18 protein-coding genes are annotated in these 22,427 nt (G+C 32.7%); 10 read left to right on the top strand and 8 right to left on the bottom strand.

The window, feature by feature from the left end; genetic code table 11:
- Positions 1 to 19: 19 nt before the first annotated feature.
- Together GBO31_RS26450 and GBO31_RS26445 are read left to right on the top strand one after the other, a co-directional pair.
- The gene (locus GBO31_RS26450) at positions 20 to 703 is read left to right on the top strand and encodes a hypothetical protein (protein ID WP_219011649.1); all 684 of its coding nucleotides are present in this window, start codon (positions 20 to 22) and stop codon (positions 701 to 703) included.
- 85 nt (positions 704 to 788) lie between these two features.
- A complete protein-coding gene (locus tag GBO31_RS26445; RefSeq protein WP_219011648.1) occupies positions 789 to 1,634 on the top strand; it encodes a hypothetical protein in 846 nt (281 codons plus the stop codon).
- 55 nt (positions 1,635 to 1,689) lie between these two features.
- On the opposite strand, the gene GBO31_RS26440 is transcribed toward GBO31_RS26445, so the two are convergent.
- From GBO31_RS26440 to GBO31_RS26430, 3 genes are all read right to left on the bottom strand, one after another.
- Positions 1,690 to 2,247, bottom strand: a complete 558-nt coding sequence (locus GBO31_RS26440; protein ID WP_219011647.1) for a hypothetical protein — start codon at positions 2,245 to 2,247, stop codon at positions 1,690 to 1,692.
- A gap of 151 nt (positions 2,248 to 2,398) precedes the next feature.
- Entirely contained in the window at positions 2,399 to 2,947 is a 549-nt protein-coding gene (locus GBO31_RS26435; RefSeq protein WP_219011646.1) for a porin family protein, read from the bottom strand.
- 156 nt (positions 2,948 to 3,103) lie between these two features.
- The gene (locus GBO31_RS26430) at positions 3,104 to 4,222 is read right to left on the bottom strand and encodes a helix-turn-helix domain-containing protein (RefSeq protein WP_219011645.1); all 1,119 of its coding nucleotides are present in this window, start codon (positions 4,220 to 4,222) and stop codon (positions 3,104 to 3,106) included.
- A gap of 212 nt (positions 4,223 to 4,434) precedes the next feature.
- Between GBO31_RS26430 and GBO31_RS26425 the strand changes: the two genes are divergently transcribed.
- Entirely contained in the window at positions 4,435 to 5,307 is an 873-nt protein-coding gene (locus GBO31_RS26425) for a sterol desaturase family protein (RefSeq protein WP_219011644.1), read from the top strand.
- A gap of 52 nt (positions 5,308 to 5,359) precedes the next feature.
- Here GBO31_RS26425 and GBO31_RS26420 read toward each other — a convergent pair whose 3' ends face one another.
- Entirely contained in the window at positions 5,360 to 6,064 is a 705-nt protein-coding gene (locus tag GBO31_RS26420) for a LytR/AlgR family response regulator transcription factor (RefSeq protein ID WP_219011643.1), read from the bottom strand.
- Positions 6,065 to 6,068: 4 nt separating this feature from the next.
- Positions 6,069 to 6,719, bottom strand: a complete 651-nt coding sequence (locus tag GBO31_RS27425; RefSeq protein ID WP_429725829.1) for a sensor histidine kinase — start codon at positions 6,717 to 6,719, stop codon at positions 6,069 to 6,071.
- A gap of 790 nt (positions 6,720 to 7,509) precedes the next feature.
- Here GBO31_RS27425 and GBO31_RS26410 point away from each other — a divergent pair.
- The gene (locus GBO31_RS26410) at positions 7,510 to 9,114 is read left to right on the top strand and encodes an SUMF1/EgtB/PvdO family nonheme iron enzyme (protein ID WP_219011641.1); all 1,605 of its coding nucleotides are present in this window, start codon (positions 7,510 to 7,512) and stop codon (positions 9,112 to 9,114) included.
- Positions 9,115 to 9,219: 105 nt separating this feature from the next.
- A complete protein-coding gene (locus GBO31_RS26405) occupies positions 9,220 to 10,983 on the top strand; it encodes a hypothetical protein (protein ID WP_219011640.1) in 1,764 nt (587 codons plus the stop codon).
- Here the strand turns inward: GBO31_RS26405 and GBO31_RS26400 are convergent.
- Both GBO31_RS26400 and GBO31_RS26395 read right to left on the bottom strand, forming a co-directional pair.
- The gene (locus GBO31_RS26400) at positions 10,970 to 11,668 is read right to left on the bottom strand and encodes a LytR/AlgR family response regulator transcription factor (protein ID WP_219011639.1); all 699 of its coding nucleotides are present in this window, start codon (positions 11,666 to 11,668) and stop codon (positions 10,970 to 10,972) included. The genes GBO31_RS26405 and GBO31_RS26400 overlap by 14 nt on opposite strands.
- A gap of 4 nt (positions 11,669 to 11,672) precedes the next feature.
- Complete coding sequence (locus GBO31_RS26395; RefSeq protein WP_219011638.1) at positions 11,673 to 13,355, bottom strand: histidine kinase; 1,683 nt, start codon at positions 13,353 to 13,355, stop codon at positions 11,673 to 11,675.
- Between the two features lie 147 nt (positions 13,356 to 13,502).
- On the opposite strand from GBO31_RS26395, the gene GBO31_RS26390 reads away from it, so the two are divergent.
- From GBO31_RS26390 to GBO31_RS26370, 5 genes are all read left to right on the top strand, one after another.
- A complete protein-coding gene (locus GBO31_RS26390) occupies positions 13,503 to 15,356 on the top strand; it encodes a serine hydrolase (RefSeq protein ID WP_219011637.1) in 1,854 nt (617 codons plus the stop codon).
- Positions 15,357 to 15,387: 31 nt separating this feature from the next.
- Positions 15,388 to 17,220 (top strand): serine hydrolase domain-containing protein, encoded by a 1,833-nt coding sequence (locus GBO31_RS26385; protein ID WP_219011636.1) that lies wholly within the window; start codon positions 15,388 to 15,390, stop codon positions 17,218 to 17,220.
- 63 nt (positions 17,221 to 17,283) lie between these two features.
- Positions 17,284 to 19,275 (top strand): serine hydrolase, encoded by a 1,992-nt coding sequence (locus GBO31_RS26380; protein WP_219011635.1) that lies wholly within the window; start codon positions 17,284 to 17,286, stop codon positions 19,273 to 19,275.
- Positions 19,276 to 19,310: 35 nt separating this feature from the next.
- On the top strand, positions 19,311 to 20,243 hold the full coding sequence (locus tag GBO31_RS26375) for a hypothetical protein (protein ID WP_219011634.1): 933 nt from the start codon (positions 19,311 to 19,313) through the stop codon (positions 20,241 to 20,243).
- 350 nt (positions 20,244 to 20,593) lie between these two features.
- The gene (locus GBO31_RS26370) at positions 20,594 to 21,106 is read left to right on the top strand and encodes a glutathione peroxidase (RefSeq protein WP_246615999.1); all 513 of its coding nucleotides are present in this window, start codon (positions 20,594 to 20,596) and stop codon (positions 21,104 to 21,106) included.
- A gap of 4 nt (positions 21,107 to 21,110) precedes the next feature.
- On the opposite strand, the gene GBO31_RS26365 is transcribed toward GBO31_RS26370, so the two are convergent.
- Positions 21,111 to 22,214 carry a serine hydrolase domain-containing protein gene (locus GBO31_RS26365; RefSeq protein WP_219011632.1) on the bottom strand — a complete coding sequence of 368 codons (1,104 nt, stop codon included), beginning with the start codon at positions 22,212 to 22,214 and terminating at the stop codon, positions 21,111 to 21,113.
- Between the last annotated feature and the right edge of the window lie 213 nt (positions 22,215 to 22,427).

Genomic DNA, 22,427 nt, shown 5'->3' with positions numbered 1-22,427 from the left:
ATGAATTTTATCAAATCGAATGACTAGAATTTTTCTGCTATTATTTTTAACCTATTTTTCTGGTTTTGGTCAAGAGTCACATCGCGATTTAAAAACCTATTTTTCAGAAGATATAAAAGTAAATGAAGAAAATATTCCATTAGATCCAAATCAATCTTATGCACCAAAAGAATTAAATATCAACGTTCTTGGGTTATATATGGAACCAATGAGAGAACCTCTATTATTTAATAAACCTTATAAAGATGAAATATTTCGTTTTACTTGGTTAAGAAGTTTTCATAATCCAATAATAATTAGTTTCATAAGAAATAATAATGAGTATTATCTTACTTGGAAAGAATTAGATAAAGAGGCAGTAAGCAAAGAAGCACAAGATACTGTCAAAGAATTATCTCCAAAATCAGAGAATGATTTTCTAAAATTGATGATCAAGCATACCAAAAATCATACGAAGAAGGTGGATATACATAATTGGTACCGCTTTAAAAAACTTGTGAATGAAAGTAACTATTGGGCAATGTCATCTAAAGAAGATAAGATTGGTTTGGATGGATCATTTTTATATTTAGAGTATGCTACAGATAATGGCTATAAAATAGTTGAAAAATGGAATCCTGATGAAGAGGGTAAATTTTATAGACTCTTTGAATATCTAATCAAATTTACTAACATTAAAATTCCTAAAAATGAAAAATATTAAAAGATATTTATAATTTTAAAAGTATAAATTTTAATGATTTATATTCACTACATTTTATAAGGAAACCCTTATATTTCCTAAAAACATGAAACCTAAGTTATATCCGATTATACCAATTCTATTCATGGCGCCAGCCATAATATTGGGAGTATTAACAATGTACTTTAACGATGTTTCATCAATCATTTGGTTACAAAACTTGACAATATTCTTAATTGTGGGTATCTGTTCTTGTGGTATTCTTATATGGAATAAATTCCCAAAAGTTAATAATACACTCGTAATTGTTTTTAGTATCATCTTATTATTACTAACATTTATAGATAGTGGTGTTAGTGATGTACATAGGTATCTGTCTATTGGACCAGTTAATTTGAATATTGGTAGCATTGTTTTACCAATTTTATTAATTCAATTAGAAAAGATGTTACAAAATAAAAATTGGTGGTTCATAGCATTTATAGCTTTAACAATTATAGCAATACTATTTTTTCAACCAGATGCATCTAAAGTTACTGCTTTTTCGATAGCTTCTATATTCCTTTTAAGTAAGTATATTACTAAACATATACAGTATACCACTTTAAGTGTACCAATATTGGCATCTGTTTTAGCTTGGGTTTTTATAGACAATTTACCACCTGTAGATTATGTAGAAGAAATTCTTTCAATGGCTAATAATATAAATACTTTATTGTATATGTTTGCAGTTATATCCATAATACTACTTCCGATACCTTTTTTTCTTTTTAAAACAGAAAGCAACAAACTAATTGCAACTAGTTTGGGAATTTACTTTACTATCGTTTTGATCAGCACTATTTTTGGGAATTTTCCAGTTCCTCTTTTAGGGTATGGCTTATCTCCAATCATAGGATATTCGATTGCTATAACATGGCTGGTTAAAAATGCTGTATTAGCAAAAAAGTAACATCTAACTCAATACACTTCGACTCCTGAAGCTTCTTGGTCGTGTGACAGCTTCATCACCTAAAATTAACTCCTAACTCAAGCCCAAATCCAAAATTTGTCTTGTATACCCTTGAGGTCTGTACATTTTGAAAAACGCTTATACCCATAACAATCCCATAGTTTTTCCAAGGAATGATTTTAATCCCTTGATTGGCACTTAGGCCTACTAAAAAACGATGAGATTTTTGATCTTCCAGATTCACCAGTTTTTCAATACCTATGGGCACATTTAATCCCAATTCAAGATATACACCAGGATGGATCTTTAAGAGTCCATTAAACCCTGGTGAGATATTGTAGGCATCCGCAACTTTATACCCTTTACGAGCTAGTATATGGGGTTTAGCTTTGGTTTGTCCAAAGGATATTTCTAATGGGATAATGAAATCATCATCACTATCAGTAAATCCTATATAACTTGCTTTCCAACCTATATAATTGTTGCTATATAATTTCCTGAAATTAAAAATGTCATACCAAATCTCCTTAGCTGTTTCGTCTTCGATCGTTTCTTGCGAAAAAGAGACTAGTCCAGAACAAAGAAACAACAATACCAAATATAGATTCTTCATGGCTTTTATATAGTTTTTTGTGTTATATTTTGGTGACAAACCGAATGGAGCCTTTTTATTTTTTAAGTCTGTCGATAGGAGAATATGAGACTAGCTGTACAAAATGCTAAAGCAAAAAAAGAGTCGCTAGAAACTCAAACATCAGATAATCTTAGAAGCCGTATGAAAGGGTTACTTGTATCGCTCTGTTCTTTGGCCTTCCAATAGTTTTTGTAATGTCTCGAATCCCCATGTTGTATCTTGCTTCAATTTCTAACTGTGAAGTAATATCATAACTTAGTCCTAAGGTTGCACCATAATCCAATTTTTTAAAATTAGATTTATCCAGACCTTTGGTAGACACTAAATAACTAGCATAAGGTCCTGTTTCAACAGCTAGTTTGTTAGTAGGATATACTTTTAGGAGTGAAGGAAGTACCTGAATATAGTTCAGATTCATATTGTCAGCTCCTCTCGGTTTTGCACCATATGCACCATACAATAATTCTGAACGCATTGCTATCTTTTCAGAGAACCTATATTGTGTAAAAAATCCACCTACCAGACCTATCTTAGATTTTGAATTACTATTTGCGATATCGCTTCGGATAGCACCTGCTTTTATACCGAACTTAAAAGGGTTGTCGTTTTGCGCATGAGACATAAAGGTACCCACCAACATAAAAGATATTATTACAATAGTTCTCTTTTTAATAATCATAATTTTTGTTTTTTGTAATTTTTATTGATGCCTCAAAAGTATTTTTGGAAGTTGGCTTTCGCATTTCTCCCTATAATGCTGGACAAAAAAAAGTGTCTTGATTTGTAGGCAAGACACTTTGGTGAATTATAATTATCTAGTATTCAGTTTTTTATATTATCCCATAACATGCTTATTTTTTTTAAACTCTGTTGGGGTCATATTGGTGTTTTTCCTAAAAGCAGTATAAAAAGCAGCTTTACTATTGAAGCCTACATCTAGGGCAATGGCAAAAATAGTATTTGGTTTGGGTACCAGTAGCATAGGTTTGGCAGCTTCAATTCTATATCTATTAATATAGTCTGAAAAACCTGTTTGCGCATTTTCATTAATCGCTTGTGAAATATGATGTACAGATTTATCTAGTTTCTCTGCAAGAGTATTTAGTTTTATATCATAATCTAGGTATAATTCATCTTCACGTACTATGCTTTCAATTTGGTTAAAAAGCTCTGAAGAGTCTGATAGGGAAGACTTCGCATATTTCTTTTTGGTGACTTCCGGTAAATCTTCAAAAGCTCCAGTAAACGCAAACACCGGAAAGTGCATGATGGAATAGGCTAAAATAAAGAAGAATACTGCCAACAATAGTGTTTCCGTTTTGGCATAAAACTCCAGGTTTTCGAGAGTGTTCGTGTTTAGTACTGTATTAATACCACTAATAATTTGAATGGTTATACATAAAACAATCAAGATCTTCACCCAACGATAGTTTAGTTTTTGAGAGGCATCTAACTCTAAATATATGGGTGTGTTCTTTAAATTAAAATACCCCAATACCAATAATATGACATTTACAACAGTGGCAATAATGTATTCTATCTCTATCCAAAACCAAACACCATAAATGTCTTTAGTAGCAAAGATTTCATCTACAGAATTATATTCTAAGGTAAATGTAAAGAGTATCCATCGTATTGCGGTATAACAGACCAGTATGACAATCCCTTTTTTAAGACTTATTTCGGTTTTGGTAAATAACAAAATAAAGTAGTAGAAGAGAGGGCCAATAAGATGATACAATGCATAAGCACCTCCAGAAAAAATACTGTTAACATCTAATGTAATTAATAAATAATAATCAAAAGAGGTGTAGGTATATAAGAATACCAAAACACTCAATACATACCGTATCCTTTTATCGTATCCTAGTCCAGACTTTCTTGAGATGATAAAGATGCCCAGAAATAATCCAAGTAAAGAGCTTAATAAAGGAGAAATGTCTAAAAGATTCATAGGTAACTATGGTACTTTCTATGTTTTAAAATGACTTGCTATTTTCACTTTGTATGTATACAAGTACAAAAATATTTTTTTTCTTCAACAGTTCCTGAAATCTAGAAAAAATAACACTAAAACTTTGTCTTGATTTATAGGGAGCAATACTATTGCTAATTAACAGGGATACATTTGTCTTCATAAAGATTATAAATAAAATATGTATAGCTATGAGTTTCGCAAAACTAATATCGTTATTTGAAGCATCGGAAATTATGACCTTTATTGGTTATTTTTTTGTATTTAATTTAGGATTAATCATTATTGAAGTATTATTGGATTTGATCACCTCCAAAAAAAGAAGTTGGAAGGATTCGTTAGCTAATTTCTCGATTTTTATTATGAATCAGCTATTGGAAAAAACAATTCTTGGTTCTATTGGCGTTATATTTTTAACACTCATTTCTTTCTTTACATTTTATCAATTTCCATTAACTATATATACATGGATACTTGCATTTTTTGTGGCTGATTTCACCTACTATTGGATGCATCGATTAGAACATGAACATCGTATTCTATGGGCCAGTCATAGTGTACACCATTCTTCTGAAGATTATAATTTAACGATTTCGTTTCGGCTAAGTATTGTTGAAGGCTTGTTTGAATGGATATTTTTAATTCCGATGGTTTTGGTTGGGTTTTCACCATTTCAAGCAATTATAGGACTGGTACTCGTGGCCCAATTTCAGACTTGGATTCATACCGAGCGTATTGGCAAATTGGGTTGGCTGGACATGGTGTTTAATRCACCATCGGTACATCGTGTGCATCACGGTTCTAATGCTAAATATTTAGACAAGAACTATGGAGGCTTCTTGATAATTTGGGATAGATTGTTTGGAACCTATCAGAGAGAAGAAGAAAAAGTTACATATGGTTTAACTAAAAACATATACACTAATAATCCTATAAAAATCAATTTTATCGAATATAAAAACATTTGGAAGGATATAAAAAGGTGTCGCTCATTCAAGGATAAACTCAAAATCATTTTTGGTAGTTTAACCTGGAAACCCGATTATTTTAAGAACGAGCATTAATATAAGTGTTGGTTGTAGGGAATTCGAAAAACTTTGAGTAAAAATAAGATGGTTAACTTTTAATTAACTCGATCACCTCTTTATAAGAAGTACCAATTGGTATTTCCATACCATTTAATAACACAATATCTTTTGAAGTAAAAGATGTGATTTTTTCTTTGTTGATAATATAGGAACGATGTACTCTTAAAAAATGGGTAGGTAATTTTTGCAGAAATACACTGATCTTGTCTTTGGTAACAATAGTGTCATCTCCTGTATGTATTCTAACATAATCTTTGATACTATCCACATACAAAATGTGATTAAATTCTACACGAATCATTCTTTTGTTAGCGTTCACAAAAATATGACCAACCATCTTTTCAGTATCAAGTGCGTTAGAATTTTGCGGTATAGCTGCAGTTAAATTTTTATATTTATTGATAGCTTTATAAAATCGAATAAAAGAGATAGGTTTTAATAAATAGTCTATAATATCGAGTTCATATCCTTCTAAGGCGTATTCTCTATAAGCAGTTGTTAAGATTACTTTAGGTTGTATATTGGTATTTTTTATAAAGTCAATCCCAGTAACCACAGGCATTTGAATATCTAAAAACAACAGATCAACAGAATTCTTTTGAAGAAAATCTCCAGCATGAATTGGATTATCAAAAGAAGCCACGAGCTCTAATTCAGGTACTTTCTTAATGTGTTTTTCGAGTACCTTAATTGCTAACGGCTCATCATCTATGACCATACACTTGATTTTCATATGATTACAAATTTATCGTTAATACTACCTGAAAACTCTTGTCCGCTTTGATACTTTCCAGTGTATAATTATTGATATAATGAAGCTCTAATTGNCTTTTAGAATTAGAAATTCCAATTCCGGAATTTGATTCATTTGATATTCCGATTTCTTCATCAGAAGGTAAGGAATTGGTAATTGTAAAATATAATTGATCTTGATTTGTGGTTAATTCAATAATAATCTTTGAATCTTCAAGCGTATTGCTTGCCCCATGTTTAAAAGCATTTTCTATAAAAGATATCAATATTAAAGGGGCAATCATCACATGAGGATTATGAAGTTGATACCTAAAATCTAAAGTCAATTTATCACCATATCGTAAGGATTCTAAACCTATATAATCTTGTATAAACGTAATCTCATTTTTTAAAGGAACTTCCGGGTCTTTACATTGATACAACATATAATCTAACATGTCTGATAGTTTTAAAACAACTTCAGATGATTTTTCAGCTGATTCTTCTAAGGTTAATGAATATAAATTATTCAAAGTATTAAATAAGAAATGTGGATTAATTTGTGCTTTTAAGAACTTAAGTTCTGTATTCGCCTTTTCCTTCTGTAAAACCTCAAGTTGATGACGTTCTTCCAAACGATCTTTGAACGCCTTCATCATGAATAACAAAAACACAAATACGTATACTGAAGGAAAGTACACAACAGCCAGATTAAATGGATCTGATAAAATGTCTACTAAACTTTTCTCTTTATAATATTCTGGAGCAAAAATTTTGGTAAAGTTGACACTTAAGAACTTAGTAAGCACTAACAAAAGATAAATAGAAATTAATAACGAAAGTCCAAACTGTAGGTATTTCTTTTTGAATAAAAGTTTAGGTACCTGATAGTATACCAAAAAATAACTAGCTATAAGTTGCCCTGGCAAATAAGCGAATGAACTCATCACAGTCTTCTTTACACTACCTTCATTCAATGCCGCTAATATGGGTAAACTGATAAATACCAATACCCAAAAAATCAAGTGCGAGATAACCCTATTTTGAAGAATCCAATCAATCCAGTTATTTCTTTTTACCATAGTTCATAAATATATAAAATATGCATAAAGGACATCTTTAAAAAAGACGAATCTTACTCATCTCATGCTCAATTCTTACTAAATACAGATGAAGAATATTTTCAGTCGATGAGCTCTCTATAGCAGTTAAAAGTGATCATTGGTCTAATTTGGGATTTTTGAGGGATACATTTTGATAGGTTTGTTGAAGTATGATTAAAGTTTTGAATGTCTGTAATTACTTATAATCAAAGATATGTCATCCTGAACTTGATTCAGGATCTCATCAAGCTTTTAGAAAGATAATTTGAGATTCCTTGTGAAGCAAGGAATGACAGAACTAAATCAAGTATTGTTAATTAAGAATACATATAAAAGTAAACCTATGAACTATGTAAAAACTATTTATGTCTTTATCGCTTTGCTTACTGTACAAGTAGGATATAGCCAGGAATATCAAAAACCAGATGCAGTATCTTATTCGATTGCCTATTCATCAAAGGCATCAGGTGACGGAGAAATCTATCTAACTGATACTACAGGAACTTCAAAAACAAAAATTACAAATCGCGAAGGAAATGATGGATATGCAGCATGGTCTCCTGATGGAAAACGTATCGCCTGCTACGCCTATCACAATGGAAGAAAAACATGGTCCATACATACTATGAGCATAGATGGAACAAATAGAAAACGACTAACACATGCCAAAAACAAATGGGATAGTGCTCCAGCTTGGTCTCCAGATGGAARGAAAATCGCTTTTGGACGAGCATATAATAATACGGCAGGAATATGGCAAGAAGAAATTTGGTTAATGAATGCAGATGGTAGTAATCAAAAGCAAATACAATCAATAAATGGAGGAGCTCCACATTTTACTCCTGATGGAAGGATTGTCTTTCATTCTAAAACCAAAACCAGTGAAATTTGTATTGTTAATATAGATGGGAGTAATCTTATAAAGTTAACCAATAACGATTCAGAGGATTGGCATCCCGAAGTTTCTGCAGATGGGAAACACATCGTTTTTATGTCTAACAGAGATGGAAATCATGAAATCTATCGTATGAATATTAATGGTTCTGATCAAAAGCGATTGACGTTTAATGAAGATTTTAGAGATTCTACACCAACTTGGTCACCAGACGGTTCTAAAATCCTATATACATCACAGGATAAAGATTGGAATAGTGATATTTATATTATGAATAGTGATGGCTCTGATGCAAAGAAACTTATAGAAAATGCAGGGGGACAGGCTTGGTTAAAAACCACAAATTTAAATCAAAACCTACCAACATTGGTAGCTGTAGAGGGAGGAACTTTTATAATGGGAGATGAATGGGGTATTAGCAATAAAGACCAACGACCGACTCATAAAGTTACTCTAAAGAGTTTTGCAATCAGTAAATCAGAAGTGACGGTAGCACAATATCGAGCGTATTGTGAAGCTACAGGTGCTAAAATGCCCAAAGAACCAAATTGGGGTTGGAAAGATAAACATCCCATAGTAAATGTGAGTTGGCAAGAAGCTATGAATTATACACAATGGCTTTCTGAACAATTAGGTAAAAAAATACGACTCCCATATGAAGCAGAATGGGAGTATGCCGCTCGCGGTGGAAATGACTCTAAAGGATATAAATATAGTGGTGGAAATAATATTGATGAACTAGGTTGGTACGGCAATAATGCCGAAAAAAAGGTGCATCCTGTAGCTAGTAAAAAAGCCAACAAATTAGGACTCTATGATATGAGTGGTAATGCCTGGGAGTGGTGTATGGATAGATATGGTTCAGATTATTATGAAAATAGTCCTAAAAACAACCCTAAGGGCGAAACGACAGGAGATCGTAGAGTCATACGTGGAGGTGGTTGGTTACTTGGTTCAAAATTTTGTACCGTCGCTTATCGATATGGGAGTGCTTTTAATGGTGAGGTATACGACTATTTTGGATTTAGAGTTGCTTCTGACAATACAAAATAATTTATGTCCTATATGCTACACTGAATTTATTGAAGCACTGATAAAAAAAATAAAAAGAGATTACACTAAAGTGAAATCTAATGGTATGATTAAAAACAAAAAATAATGAAAAAAGCATATTACATTTTGATATTGGTAACAATACCAATTCTATACGCTTGTCAAAACAAATCTTCCAGCAAGGAGTCAGAAAAACTTAAGCGTACAACAAAAAATAATGATACTGGTCTTACTATGGAAAACCCATATCTTGGTCAAAAACCACCAGGTTTAATACCAGAGCCTTTTGCTCCAGGTTTAGTTACTACAAGTAACTGGGAAGTATGTGGCACCTTTACACCTGATATGAAATCATTTTATTTTATCAGAGATCATGGTCCTGATACGGATATGGAATTCGTTGTTTTTGAATATAAAAACAAATCATGGCAAGAACGAGTAGTATCCAAAAGAGTAGGGCAGCCTTTTATTTCTCCAGATGGCAAGACCATGCACTTAGGTAGACGATATAAAGAGCGTACAGAAAATGGTGAATGGTCAGAGATTAAAAAGCTAGACACTGCTTTCCAAGAAATAAAGATTATGCGACTTACTACTTCTTCAAAAGGGATGTATGTTTTTGATGAAATAGGTATGCCTGATGGCGATGGAGTAATTCGTTATTCAAGATTGATTAATGGAAAACGTGAAACACCTAAAGACTTTGGGAAGCAAATCAATACTGGAAAAATGAATGCGCATCCCTTTATTGCACCCGATGAATCCTATCTTATTTGGGATGGTCGAAGAGAGGATGGATATGGTCATTCTGATATCTATATAAGCTTTAAACAAGAAGATGGTTCTTGGGGTGAAGCTATTAATATGGGAGATCAGATCAATACCGCTGCATGGGAAGCTGGAGCTAGCGTAACACCAGACGGCAAGTACCTTATTTTTAATAGGAACGTGGGTTCAGATAAGTATGAAAATGTTGATGTTTACTGGGTAGATGCACAAGTGATTGAAAACCTTAGACCTAAAAAAGATAACAATATTTCCACTATAAATATTGAAGGTCCTTACCTTGGTCAAAAACCGCCAGGCTTAACACCAGAACCTTTTGCTCCTGGTATTATAACTACTAAAGGTGTTGAAGATGGTGGTGTCTTTACACATAACATGAATGAGTTTCATTTTATTAGAAAGCGTCTTGATAACCAGAGATATGAATCTGTCATTTACAAACTAGAAAACAATCAATGGTCTGAAACTACTAATTCTAAAGTTTACTATCCTTTCTTTGCTCCAAATGGAGAAACTATGCATGTAGGAAAACGTTATAAAGAGCGAACAGCTACTGGTTGGTCAGACACAAGAAACCTTGGTGATCCTTTTGAAGAAATAGACATTATGAGTCTTTCGGTTTCATCAAAAGGAACTTATGTTTTTGACGAAAGACGCGCAGATGACAGTGGGCTTCTTAGATATTCTCGATTGATCAATGGCAAGCGTGAAGCCCCAAGATTATTTGGTAAAAATATTAACAGTGGAACAAGAAATTCTCATCCCTTTATAGCTCCAGATGAGTCTTATATGATTTGGGATGGTATCAAAGATAGTGGATTTGGAAATGTTGACCTATATATCAGTTTTCGACAGAAAGATGGTACTTGGGGGGCTTCTATTAATATGGGAGACAAGATAAATACAGAAGCCTATGAAGCAGGACCAAAAGTAACACCAGATGGGAAGTACTTGTTTTTTGTTAGAGTTGTTAACTCAACAGCTGAAGATCCATACGCCGATATCGATATATTTTGGGCAGATGCTCGGATTATAGAAACACTTCGCCCTAAAACTAGTGCCTTCATTTTTAAAACCATTTAGCTTTTATATCCTTGTATTTGGTTCTCCCAATAGGTATCAATTCACCGTTTTTAAGTTCCGCCATATACTTGCTACCGGATTCTACAATAATTTCATTGATCTCAGACATCTTCATTAAATAGGATTTATGAATACGTTCAAAAGAAAAAGATAATAGTTGCTCTAACTTTTCAAGTGACTTATCATGCAATTCTTTTTTTCCATCTGTAAGAAAAAGTTCAGTATATGTACCAGCTCCTTTGATATACAATACATCTTCAATAGGTATGAGTTGCACTTTATTTCTCTTTTTTACTGCTAAAAATTTAATAGTATTAGATCTTATTTTTTCTTGAGTGATAGCTCGATGTAAAGCTTGTTCTAACCGATCTCTATTAAAAGGTTTTGGTACAAAATCGATTACTCCATATTCGAAAGCAGTAATAGCTTGATCCTTATAAGCAGAAATAATAACGGTATGAAACGATTTTGAAACTGCTGTTGTGAGTAGATCGAAACCGCTTTCGCCATTGAGGTTTAAATCTAGGAGTACCAAATCCAATGTATTATTTTCAATATATTTTAATGCTTCATGCAGCGTATTAATACGCTTTATGGATTGTAAATCATCACCAAAAATATCACGAGTCATTCGTTCAATTCTTTTGGCAATTCTTGATTCGTCTTCTACTATTAAAATATGCATCTTTCTACGAATAAATTTTTATGGTGTTTTTCCAACCATGATCTACTGGTTCAGAAGTAAACTCCCATTTTTCTTGATAACTTTCAGTCAATCTGGCTTTGACATATTTTAAACCTGTACCATCTTCTCTCTTATTTTTTCTTTCTTTGATTATTTCTGCGAAGGTCAAAAAAGTATAGGATTTGTAATCATCATTCGATTCAAAAATTAATTTAAAATCGATACGATTATCACTTTTTGGTAAACTATGAGTAATGCCATTTTCTAACAATGTATGTAAAATTCCGGGTGGTATGGTCTCATCAAACTCTATACCTTTATCTTGCCATGAATAGTCAATTTCTTTACGATATTCCATGATTTCAAGATGTGATCGGCAAAGCGCAATTTCTTGAGCGATAGGAATCAGAGTTTTATTTTCTATTTGGTTAAAAAGATCGAATTCCTTGGCAAGTGCTTCAATGAACAATACTCCTTTTTTGGGTGTTTCTTCTATCCAATCTATCAATGAAGTCAATGTATTCATTAAGAAATGCGGTTGAATATTCTTTTTGAGTAATGCCAAACGTAAACGAGTGGATTGTACCAAGGAAGTTTCATATGCTAATCTTTGTTCTTTAATTCTGAGAGAAAGCAAGTAAAACATTCCGAGTAGAATAATACTAAATCCTATGAAAATACCAACTTGAAAAGAAATGATAAAATTGATCAGTAAGGATATCAATAAGGTAAGCATTATGAGTAGCGCACCTTTCATCCTTTTATATATTCCAAAAATAGCGATCCCAAAAGAGAACACCCACATAATCAAAGCCATGTTACGACTCGTAAAATCAAGGAAGTTATGTTTTATAAAAAATGTAAACAACAGAATTATAGCATAAGAAATCAGGAAGACTTTTCGCTTAGGAAATGGAAATTGTTTAGAGAAATAGAGTGGAATCAAAAAAGAGATCCCAAACATCAAAGCGGCTTTGGTTTCCAAACGTATATGATGATATGCGTAATGAATCGGAACATAAGTGGTAATAAATTCTGCAAGATTTAAGACAAAAAAGAGGAAACAGCTAATACTAAAAATAAGCATAGGGTATTCTTTTTTATTACCTAAGAACAGGAAAAGAAAGTAGATTGAAGCGATTAGAAAAGCACCGGCAAAAATGTGCATATAAGAAGTCTCAATGAGTCTTTCGGTTAACAATTCATCATAATTAGCAATATCTACTCGCATACCCACATGGTCTGGGAAATGATAAATACTGGATCTTATGGCTAGCATATGTTCGCCTACTTCAGTCAAATGAGCGGGAATGATAAACGTGGTTAACATTTCTCCTTCAGGCCCTAATATTTCTTCTTTTCCAGGGTTTCCATTTTTTCCAATCAACACCCCATCCCAAAAGACTTCATATTCTCCATATATATAGGGACGGATTGCATATGGATGTAAGGGCTCTGGAGCTTGCAAAATATCGATTGGAGTTCGTGTCCAATATACCTCTCCCGATGATAATACTGCCTTTTTTTTATCCCAATTATTATCATTCCAATCTTTAGTAGCCCATTCAGGCTGATCTCCTATTTTGGATAGCGTTTGATACTCTATAAACACAGGGTTTTGAGAGCAAGCAGTTACCAATAACATAATACTTACCAAAAGAAAGTAGGAGAGTAATCTCATATTCATTTTGTCCGGTTTTATTGACGCAAGATAATCATTATCTAAAGCCCTATTGGAGCAGTTCATTAGAACATGGAGCCGTTGACAAAGTTTAGCTTATATAAATGAGATAAAAAAACATCCTTTGTGAGAAGTAAAATCTAAAACGACATTATGAATACACCTACGGTAGAAAATATGAAAAATATGATCCATTTACTTTTCATGCTATTTCTTTTTCAATCATGTACTTCACAATCAAATACTGATACCAACATTGATGCAATCAAAAAGGTAGAAAATGGTCTCACAACTCGTGTACATATCGAAGGGGACTCTACGTGGTCTATAGAAAAACGTATGAAACACTATGGAATTCCTGGTGTTAGTATTGCTGTAATTCATAATGGAAAAATTGCATGGGCAAAGGGCTATGGAATCCAAGATAAAGAAAGTAAAGCACCTGTAACAAAGCATACTCTTTTCCAGGCAGCGGCAACTACGATGCCAGTAACAGCCTATGGTGCGTTACGTCTTGTAGAAAAAAATAAGCTAAACTTAGACGAAAATATTAACAGTTACCTAAAATCCTGGAAAGTACCAGAAAATGAATTTACTAAAGAAAAGAAGGTTACTATAAAAAATCTTTTAAATCATTCTGCAGGAATATATCCTCGAGGAACTGGATCCTATAGTATAGATGACAAAATTCCAACACTTGTCGAGATACTTAATGGAACTTACCCAGCTATTAATGAACCAATTACCACAAACAAAGAACCTGATGAAAGTGTTCGTTTTGCCTATGCTAGTTATGTACCCATTCAGCAAATGATGCTAGATGTTGATGGTAGAACATTCTCAGAAATCATGAATGAATTAGTGTTGGAACCTTTAGAAATGAACAACAGTACTTTTAATCAATCACTAACTCCAGAGTTATTGAAAAGAAGGGCAACGGGTTATTTGCAAGATGGTTCCATGGTCAAAGGTAGAGGGAAGGTCCATCCATCAATGGCTTCTGATGGATTATGGACAACCGCTGAGGATTATGCAAAATTTATAACCAATGTACAGCAAACCTTAAACGGTAAGTCTACTAAAGGATTATCAAAAGATCTGACTGAATTAATGGGGAAACCCTATGGAGTGAGTAATCCTAGTTGGTCATTTACATTGGGGTTAGGGTTTCAGCTTATAAATAAAAATGATGATATCTACTTAAGACATCACGGATGGAATACAGGTTTTTATGCTGAGATTATGGCCCATAGAGACAAAGGGTATGGTGTGGTTGTAATGACCAATTCTACCTTTCCAGAATTTAATGCAGAGGTGATCCGTGCTGTTGCTCAATCATATCATTGGGATAATTACCTTCCAGTACATAAAAAAGTGGAAATTGAACGGTCTATAATAGATAAAATTACCGGTAGGTATAAATTAAATAATACAATCATAGAAGTTTTTGAAAAAGGAAATCAACTATTTACAAAAGATATACTTGATGTAGACGGCGATGAGCTCATCAAAGTTTCAGATAGCCTTTTTGTGAGAAGAAATTCCAGTCGATTCATTCAATTCAAACCAGATGCTCAAAATGGACAGATCAATATGTTCTATATAAATAGAAATGATAGATCTATAACTTCAACAATTACCAAAGTGGATAGCGATATAAAAGATCCTGTAGAATTCCTTCTTGAAGGTGATTTTGAAAAAGCGCTAAATGCCTATAAAACCTTAAAAGAACAGAGTCCTGATCATCCTGCAATTACTGAAGACTACATAAATGATGTGGGTTATCGTTTCTATCATGACCATCGAATGAAACTGTCTCTTAACACTTTCAAACTGAATATGATGCTATATCCCAATAGTTTTAAGGTGTATGATAGTTATGCGGAAGCTTGTAAGAAAGCAGGAGAAACAGATCTGGCAATTTTGAATTACAATAAATCACTTGAATTAAATCCTGAAAATAACCGTGCCAGGCAACGACTTCAGGAACTACAAAAAGGTGAATAAGGTCATTATAAAGAGAAGAATTAAAACAAAAATGAATAGAAATAAAAATATTATCACAACTCTCATGATCCTAATTCTTTTTCAATCATGTGAGGAAAAGTCAAATACCGATACGGCAATAGATTTAATTAAAAAGGTAGAAAATAGTCTCACAACTCGGGTGCATATCAAGGGAGATTCAACGTGGTCTATAGAAGAACGAATGAAACACTATGGCATTCCAGGTGTTAGCATTGCTGTAATAAATAATGGTAAGGTAGAATGGGCAAAAGGATATGGCATCCTAGATAAAGAAAGTAAAATTCCAGTGACAGACAAAACACTTTTCCAGGTGTCAACAATTGGTATGTCCTTAACTGCGTATGGCGCTTTACGTCTGGTAGACCAAAATAAAGTAACTTTAAACGAAGACATTAATAGCTATTTAAAATCCTGGAAACTGCCTGATAGTGAGTTTACCAAAGAAAAGAAAGTCACTATAAAAAATCTTTTGAGTCATTCCGCTGGAATAAATGTACACGACTTTTCTGGGTATAGTACTGATTTAAAGGTGCCCACACTTATAGAGGTGTTAAATGGAACTCCTCCAGCCAATTCAGGTCCTGTCATAGTGGATAAAGCAGTTGATGAAAGTCTTTGGATTTCTGCTGGCGGTTATACGATTATTCAGCAAATGATGATGGATATGGAGAATAAGGAATTTCCAAATATCATGAATGAGTTAGTCCTACAGCCTTTAGAAATGAATAATAGTAGTTTTAGTCAATCCCTTAACAATGAGCAATTAAAGAATGTAGCAACAGGTTATTTGCGAGATGGTTCTATGGTAAAAGGAAAAAGACATGTCTATCCAGAATTGGCTTCAAATGGATTATGGACAACAGCCGAAGATCTTGCAAAATTTGTAGTCAGCATACAGCAAACCCTAAAAGATAATAATTCTAACACCAATGGATTATCAAAGGATATGACAGAATTAATGTTAACACCTTTTGCAAAAAACCGTTATGGACAATATGGACTAGGCTTTTCAATTTACAATAAAAAAGATGAAACCTACTTTGAACACCACGGATGGAGTACAGGGTTTTATAGTAGGATGACAGCGAATAAAGACAATGGATACGGAGTAGTTGTGTTAACTAATACGCCTCTTCCGGCCTTTGTTTTTGAAGTGTTTCGATCTGTTGCTCTTTCTTATGACTGGGATAATTATTTCCCTATATATGAAAAAATGGAAATTGAACAATCTTTCATTGATAACACTATCGGTAGATACATGTCGAATGGTAGAATTGTAGAAGTTTTTCAAAAGGACAATCAACTCTTCTATAAAAATGTACTTGACCTGCAAGCAGAAGAACTAGTTAAAATCTCAGATAATAGTTTTGCTAGAAGAAACTCTAGTCAATTGATTCAATTTAGACCAAATTCTGAAAACGAAACGTTCGATTTACTTCACCTGAATAGAAATGATGAAACAATTGCTTCAACTTTTGTTATGGTTGATGCTAATAAAAAAGAGCCTATAGAATTCCTTCTTGAAGGTAATTTTGAAAGAGCACTTAATACTTATAAGTATTTAAAAGAACACGATCCAACTTATCTTACAGTTACTGAAGACTATTTAAACGATCTGGGATATAGTTTTTTCCGTGAGGATAGAATGAAATTATCACTAAACACTTTCAAAGTGAATACGATACTTTATCCCAATAGTTTTAGGGTGTATAACAGTTATGCAGAAGCTTGTAAGAAAGTGGGAGAAACAGATCTGGCCATTTTAAATTATTCTAAATCCCTTGAGTTAAATCCTCAAAATAACCATGCCAAGCAACAGCTTAAGGAATTAACAAAAAAATGAATGAAATGTACTTCCAAGAAAGAGGATAAATTTCATTAATAAATCTCTATAACAATACAAACCATGAAAAACTGCACAGTACTATTTCTTTTACTTACAATTAGTGGTTTTGCACAGGAAAACAATGTAAAAGAATTAACATCTAATGTAAAAATCTCTTCCTTAGAATCACCACAAATTCAGGTTGTTCCAATAAAAGATACAAAGACAGAAAGAAACTATGAATTGTATATAGAGTTGCCAGAAGATTACTCTGAGAACAATAACAAAACGTATCCAGTCCTTTATTATACGGATGCTATGTGGCATCTTGAAATGCTATCCGCCTGCCAAGAATACATCTTAGAAGATGTTATTCTAGTTGGTATTTCTTGGCAATTAGATATCAACTCAGCCCTAAAAAATGAAGTTGGAGCCCACGTGAGTCGGTTCAGAGATTACTCGATAAGCAAGCATAGTAATCCTGAGATTCAAAAAAAATATCAACCGGGACAAGCTAAAACACATTTGGACTTTATTCGCAATGATGTAATTAAATATGTTGACAATACCTATCGAACCGATACAAATAGTCGTACTTATTTTGGGTATTCACTGAGTGGTGAATTTGGTGCATATATATTATTAGCGCAACCTGACACCTTTAACAATTACATTATTGGTAGTCCAACGGTTAAAAATGAACTGGATTATTTATCTGAACTAAATACTAAATTTGGACCTTTTGAAAGCGGTAATAGAAATACTAGTCTAAATGCCAATGTTTTCATTTCGTATGGCTCATTAGAAAAAGAGAAAGTGACCCAACCTATCCAGAAATTTATTAGTTTATTAAGTAATAGAAAAGATAGAGGTTTGTCCGTAATAAATGAAGTTATTGATGGTAGTCATCAAACGGCTTTCCCAATGACAGTAGTACGTAGTGCTACATGGTTGTCATCTCTGATGAATCATGTTACAAATAGTAACACTGAGCACTCATTTATTGATATCCCACAACTCAATAAAGCGTTTATCAATAAAGCTCCGGAGGATAGAAAAGACGGAATTGTCGTAGGTGAATTAGGTAAGGATGGAGGAGATAAGAAGATAATTCTAAACCTAGCGGAAGAGATTGCAAACCATAAGCATGGTAGGTTTGATAGTTTTCTTATTGCTCATAAGAACAAGCTCATTTTTGAATCTTATTACAGGCGTGGTCGTATCAACTTGCCTCATCCCCAAGCATCAGCCACCAAGACCTACACGAGCATGGCATTGGGTCGTGCTATTCAGTTAGGCTATTTGACCATGGCTGACTTGGATAAACCAATCGTCAGCTTTTTTAAAGATCTGGATCCAACCAAATTTGCTAGAGGTGCAGAAAAGATTACTCTACATCAGGCATTGACAATGCGTTCTGGTATTGATATCAGTAAAGAAAAAAGAGAAGAATTAGAGAAAGATCAGTATGCGATAAAAGGACAAAAGCATNTTCAAGTATTTCTCGAAAACACTACACCTATTACTTCTCTATCTCAAGTATTTAATTACAAAGACGATCCAAGATTAGTAATGCAAGTAATAGAGGCTGTTGTCCCAGGAACAGCCAAAGATTTTATCAGAAAAGAGCTTCTTGATAAAATGGGAATTTCCAATTATGATTGGCAAACAGATATAAACGGTTTACCTAAGGCAGGAAGCCGTTCCAGTATGATATCTCGTGATATGATGAAGTGGGGAATTCTTGCCATCAACAAAGGCAAATGGAAAGGAGAACAACTCATACCAGAGGCCTTTATCGAAAGAGCCACGAGTAAGATTGTGGATCAAAGTGAAGAATATGATGATATAAATAGTGGAGTATCGGGTACTGCTTATGGATATTTCTGGTGGCAAGCAGATCTATCTATAAAAGGAAAAAGCTATCTAAGCAAAGCTGCCAGAGGTGGTAGTGGACAAACAATTATCGTGATTGAGGAACTAGATCTAGTTATTGTAACTACTACTCATCGAGAAGTAGATGATCCTGTATCAGTTACTGCAACAAGAGTTTTACCCGCTTTTATCAAGTAATCAGAAATAGATTCAAAAATTTGAAAACTAGAACGATGAGAAAAACATATTCACTATTAATACTAACGGGTATATTAATTTTACATGCATGTAGTAATTCTAAAGATAATCATCAAAAAGAAAGTAATGCACAAACATTAGAAAATTCTTTTTTAGGGCAAAAACTACCAGGAATAACAGCCGAAATTTTCGCACCAGGAATTATTTCCTTGCCTGGAAGATATGAACATGGTATTTCATTTTCTCCGGATTTGACTGAAATATATTTTTCAGCAAATAAAAAGGATGAAGATCCAAGTATCTATTTTTCAAAATTAAAAGGATCAACATGGACAAATCCTAAAAAAACAAATTTTACGAAGGGTAAAAAAATAGGGGAAATGCATCCATTTATTAGCTACAATGGTAAAAAGATTCATTTTGCTGCACATGACTCATTTACTGCTCCTCATCATAAAGAAACAGTAAAAACTTGGTATGCAGAACGGGTAGGTGACTCGTGGAGTGATTCTAAGGAGCTGGATTCGCCTATAAATGATGATTTTGTTTTTTACTCAAATGAAGCAAAAAATGGTGATTTGTTTTATACAAATGTATCAAAACGAAAAATGTATTATGCTCCTAAAAAGAATGGTAAGTTTTCAGAAGTACACGAATTAGGAATTGATTTTGGTTTTCATGGTTTTATATCCCCATCTCAAGATTATATCGTAGTAAATGCAAGAAACAAAGAGGATCCTCAAAGAAAAAGTGATATTTATATTTATTTTAAGGAGAAAAATGGACAATGGTCAAAGCCTATCAATCTAGGTCCAAATGTTAATTCAAACTTTTCTGAAACATGCCCAAGCATAACTCCAGATGGTAAATATCTATTTTTTAGTAGATATAACGAAGTAGGAGAGCTCTCCAATTTTTATTGGGTAAGTACACAAGTTATTGAGAACCTTAGAAATAAGAACATCTAAGATAATAATGACAATGAAACGCTTTTGTTAGCTATTAATTAGTCATTCTTTTCATTGTAATTTTTATAATAAACTCTTATTACAAAAGCTATCCATATTGAAAAAACTGTGGTTACTATTATAGAATATAAAATGACTGGATCCATTATGGTTTGTTTTTAAAATAATTAAAAAATTAGGAACAGAACATCAAATATTAACTATAAATAAACAACGTTGTTTAAAGTTTAGTTAAATTTGTTAAACAAATATACAACACAAATTATCTTTATAAAAATTATAGACCAAAAATTTATATACTTAATTTCTAGCTGTTTAAATATTTAAATCCAATGAAAATTATTACCAAAATGAAAACTTCATCAAAAGTTTCCAATTCACAAATAAACTCATCAATATACGATATTCAGATTAGGGATCTAAGTGGTAAAGAGATCCATCTTTCGGATTATAAAGGAAAAAAGATATTATTTGTAAATGTTGCATCTAAATGCGGTTTTACAGGTCAATATAAGGACTTACAAAAACTTTATGACACCTATCAGGATACATTAATGATTATAGCATCTCCCTGTAATCAATTTGGTAAGCAAGAACCTGGAGATGCATTAGAAATTACAACATTTTGTGAAAGAAATTATGGAGTGACGTTTTTAGTAACTGAAAAAATAGATGTAAAAGGAACTCAGCAACATGCTTTATATAAATGGTTAACTAGTAAAGATTTAAATGGAAAGAAAAACTCTAGTGTAAAATGGAATTTCCAAAAATATTTGATTAGTGAACAAGGAGAGTTTATTGATTACTATTTTTCAATAACCAAACCTACAAATTCATCGATAGTAAAGCATTTAAAAAAGTAATATTTTATCTTTTATACTTGGTGCTAGCCCAAATTCTTAGTGTTCTTTTTAATACATCATCGCCTTGATCTCCATTGGTTAACATTAACAACCCACTTTTCGTAGTAAAATCCATAAAGAAAGCTGATTGCCAACCTGTATTAGAACCTGCATGGCCTTTTAATTTAATTGGTCCTAATCGAAGGATCCTAAAACCTAAACCATATTGGTTTCCCGATACTTTTGTTGCAGTAGTCATTATATCTACTATTTCCTTAGAAAAAATACTATGTTTATGAAGTATCTCGTCTATAAATTTTGAAAAATCATCAAGTGTAGTTTGGAGCCCTGCTGCACCTTTTGCGGTAAAATACTCAAAAGGTAGCTTTTCACTTTCTTTATCATAAGGAATTGCAGAATTTTCTAACACTTCGTCTGTAATCACAAATGAAGTGTTTTTCATTTTTAGAGGCTGAAAAATGGTAACATCCATAAAATTTTCAAAAGACATTTTCGTTACTTCTTCAATCAATAACTGTAGTATCGTATAACCACCACCAGAGTACTGGAATTTGGTTTGAGGCTCCAGAATAAGTTTTACTTTTTCATCAGCTCTTTGAGGCCCATTGTTTCCATCTAAAGAAGATTCTATAGAGGGAAGCATTTTTTTATCAATAAAACCAGGATAGCCATGGACCGATATACCAGCAGTATGATTCAATAAATGTCTAATAGTTACCTTACTTTTGTTATATTCAGTTTCTGGTAATTTCCATCGTGTTAAATAATGCGCTACAGGCGTATCCAATCCTATTTTACCTTCTTCATGTAGTTTCATAATTCCAAAAGCTGTAAAAAGTTTTGATATAGAACCAATATTAAACCCGGTAGATGAAGTTATACTCTTTTGATTTTGTACATCTGCAAAACCATATCCTTTTTTATAAATAAGCTCTCCATTATCATATATTGCAATAGCCATTCCTGGTACATTTGCTTTTTGCAATAGTTCAGGAATTTTGTTATTCACATTAAAAATAAGCGAATCTGTTGCTACTAATGATCGCTTTTGAGCGAAAATAGGAGTTACATATGTTGTAATTAATAGTAGTATCAAAAATTTTCTCATGACTTGAATTGTTAAAACTTAATGGAGTAAACATACCTTCAGAATAGTTGGATTAGAAATTTATATGATGAACTTGGATAAAAATTATATAAATCCATAAGGATGCTTTACCTATTGCTATTTATCACTTATAGGCACTCATTTAAACAAGATCTTTTAAGGTTTGACCACTTGTGGTATACAATCACTATTTTGACTATAATTTTATTAAAT

The sequence above is a fragment of the Aquimarina litoralis genome (assembly GCF_019295435.1).
GTDB lineage: Bacteria > Bacteroidota > Bacteroidia > Flavobacteriales > Flavobacteriaceae > Aquimarina > Aquimarina litoralis_A.
Note: the sequence above shows the minus strand (reverse complement) of the source record. Positions and strands in the feature narration are given on the sequence as shown.

Bases quoted from the DNA above. Each gene is read 5' to 3' on its own strand.
- GBO31_RS26405 (WP_219011640.1), top strand. From the start codon at position 9,220: ATGAAAAAAGCATATTACATTTTGATATTGGTAACAATACCAATTCTA.
- GBO31_RS26430 (WP_219011645.1), bottom strand. From the start codon at position 4,222: ATGAATCTTTTAGACATTTCTCCTTTATTAAGCTCTTTACTTGGATTA.
- GBO31_RS26385 (WP_219011636.1), top strand. From the start codon at position 15,388: ATGAATAGAAATAAAAATATTATCACAACTCTCATGATCCTAATTCTT.
- GBO31_RS26395 (WP_219011638.1), bottom strand. From the start codon at position 13,355: ATGAATATGAGATTACTCTCCTACTTTCTTTTGGTAAGTATTATGTTA.
- GBO31_RS26435 (WP_219011646.1), bottom strand. From the start codon at position 2,947: ATGATTATTAAAAAGAGAACTATTGTAATAATATCTTTTATGTTGGTG.
- GBO31_RS26420 (WP_219011643.1), bottom strand. From the start codon at position 6,064: ATGAAAATCAAGTGTATGGTCATAGATGATGAGCCGTTAGCAATTAAG.
- GBO31_RS26390 (WP_219011637.1), top strand. From the start codon at position 13,503: ATGAATACACCTACGGTAGAAAATATGAAAAATATGATCCATTTACTT.
- GBO31_RS26370 (WP_246615999.1), top strand. From the start codon at position 20,594: ATGAAAACTTCATCAAAAGTTTCCAATTCACAAATAAACTCATCAATA.
- GBO31_RS26440 (WP_219011647.1), bottom strand. From the start codon at position 2,247: ATGAAGAATCTATATTTGGTATTGTTGTTTCTTTGTTCTGGACTAGTC.
- GBO31_RS26450 (WP_219011649.1), top strand. From the start codon at position 20: ATGACTAGAATTTTTCTGCTATTATTTTTAACCTATTTTTCTGGTTTT.
- GBO31_RS26365 (WP_219011632.1), bottom strand. From the start codon at position 22,214: ATGAGAAAATTTTTGATACTACTATTAATTACAACATATGTAACTCCT.
- GBO31_RS26445 (WP_219011648.1), top strand. From the start codon at position 789: ATGAAACCTAAGTTATATCCGATTATACCAATTCTATTCATGGCGCCA.
- GBO31_RS26375 (WP_219011634.1), top strand. From the start codon at position 19,311: ATGAGAAAAACATATTCACTATTAATACTAACGGGTATATTAATTTTA.
- GBO31_RS26400 (WP_219011639.1), bottom strand. From the start codon at position 11,668: ATGCATATTTTAATAGTAGAAGACGAATCAAGAATTGCCAAAAGAATT.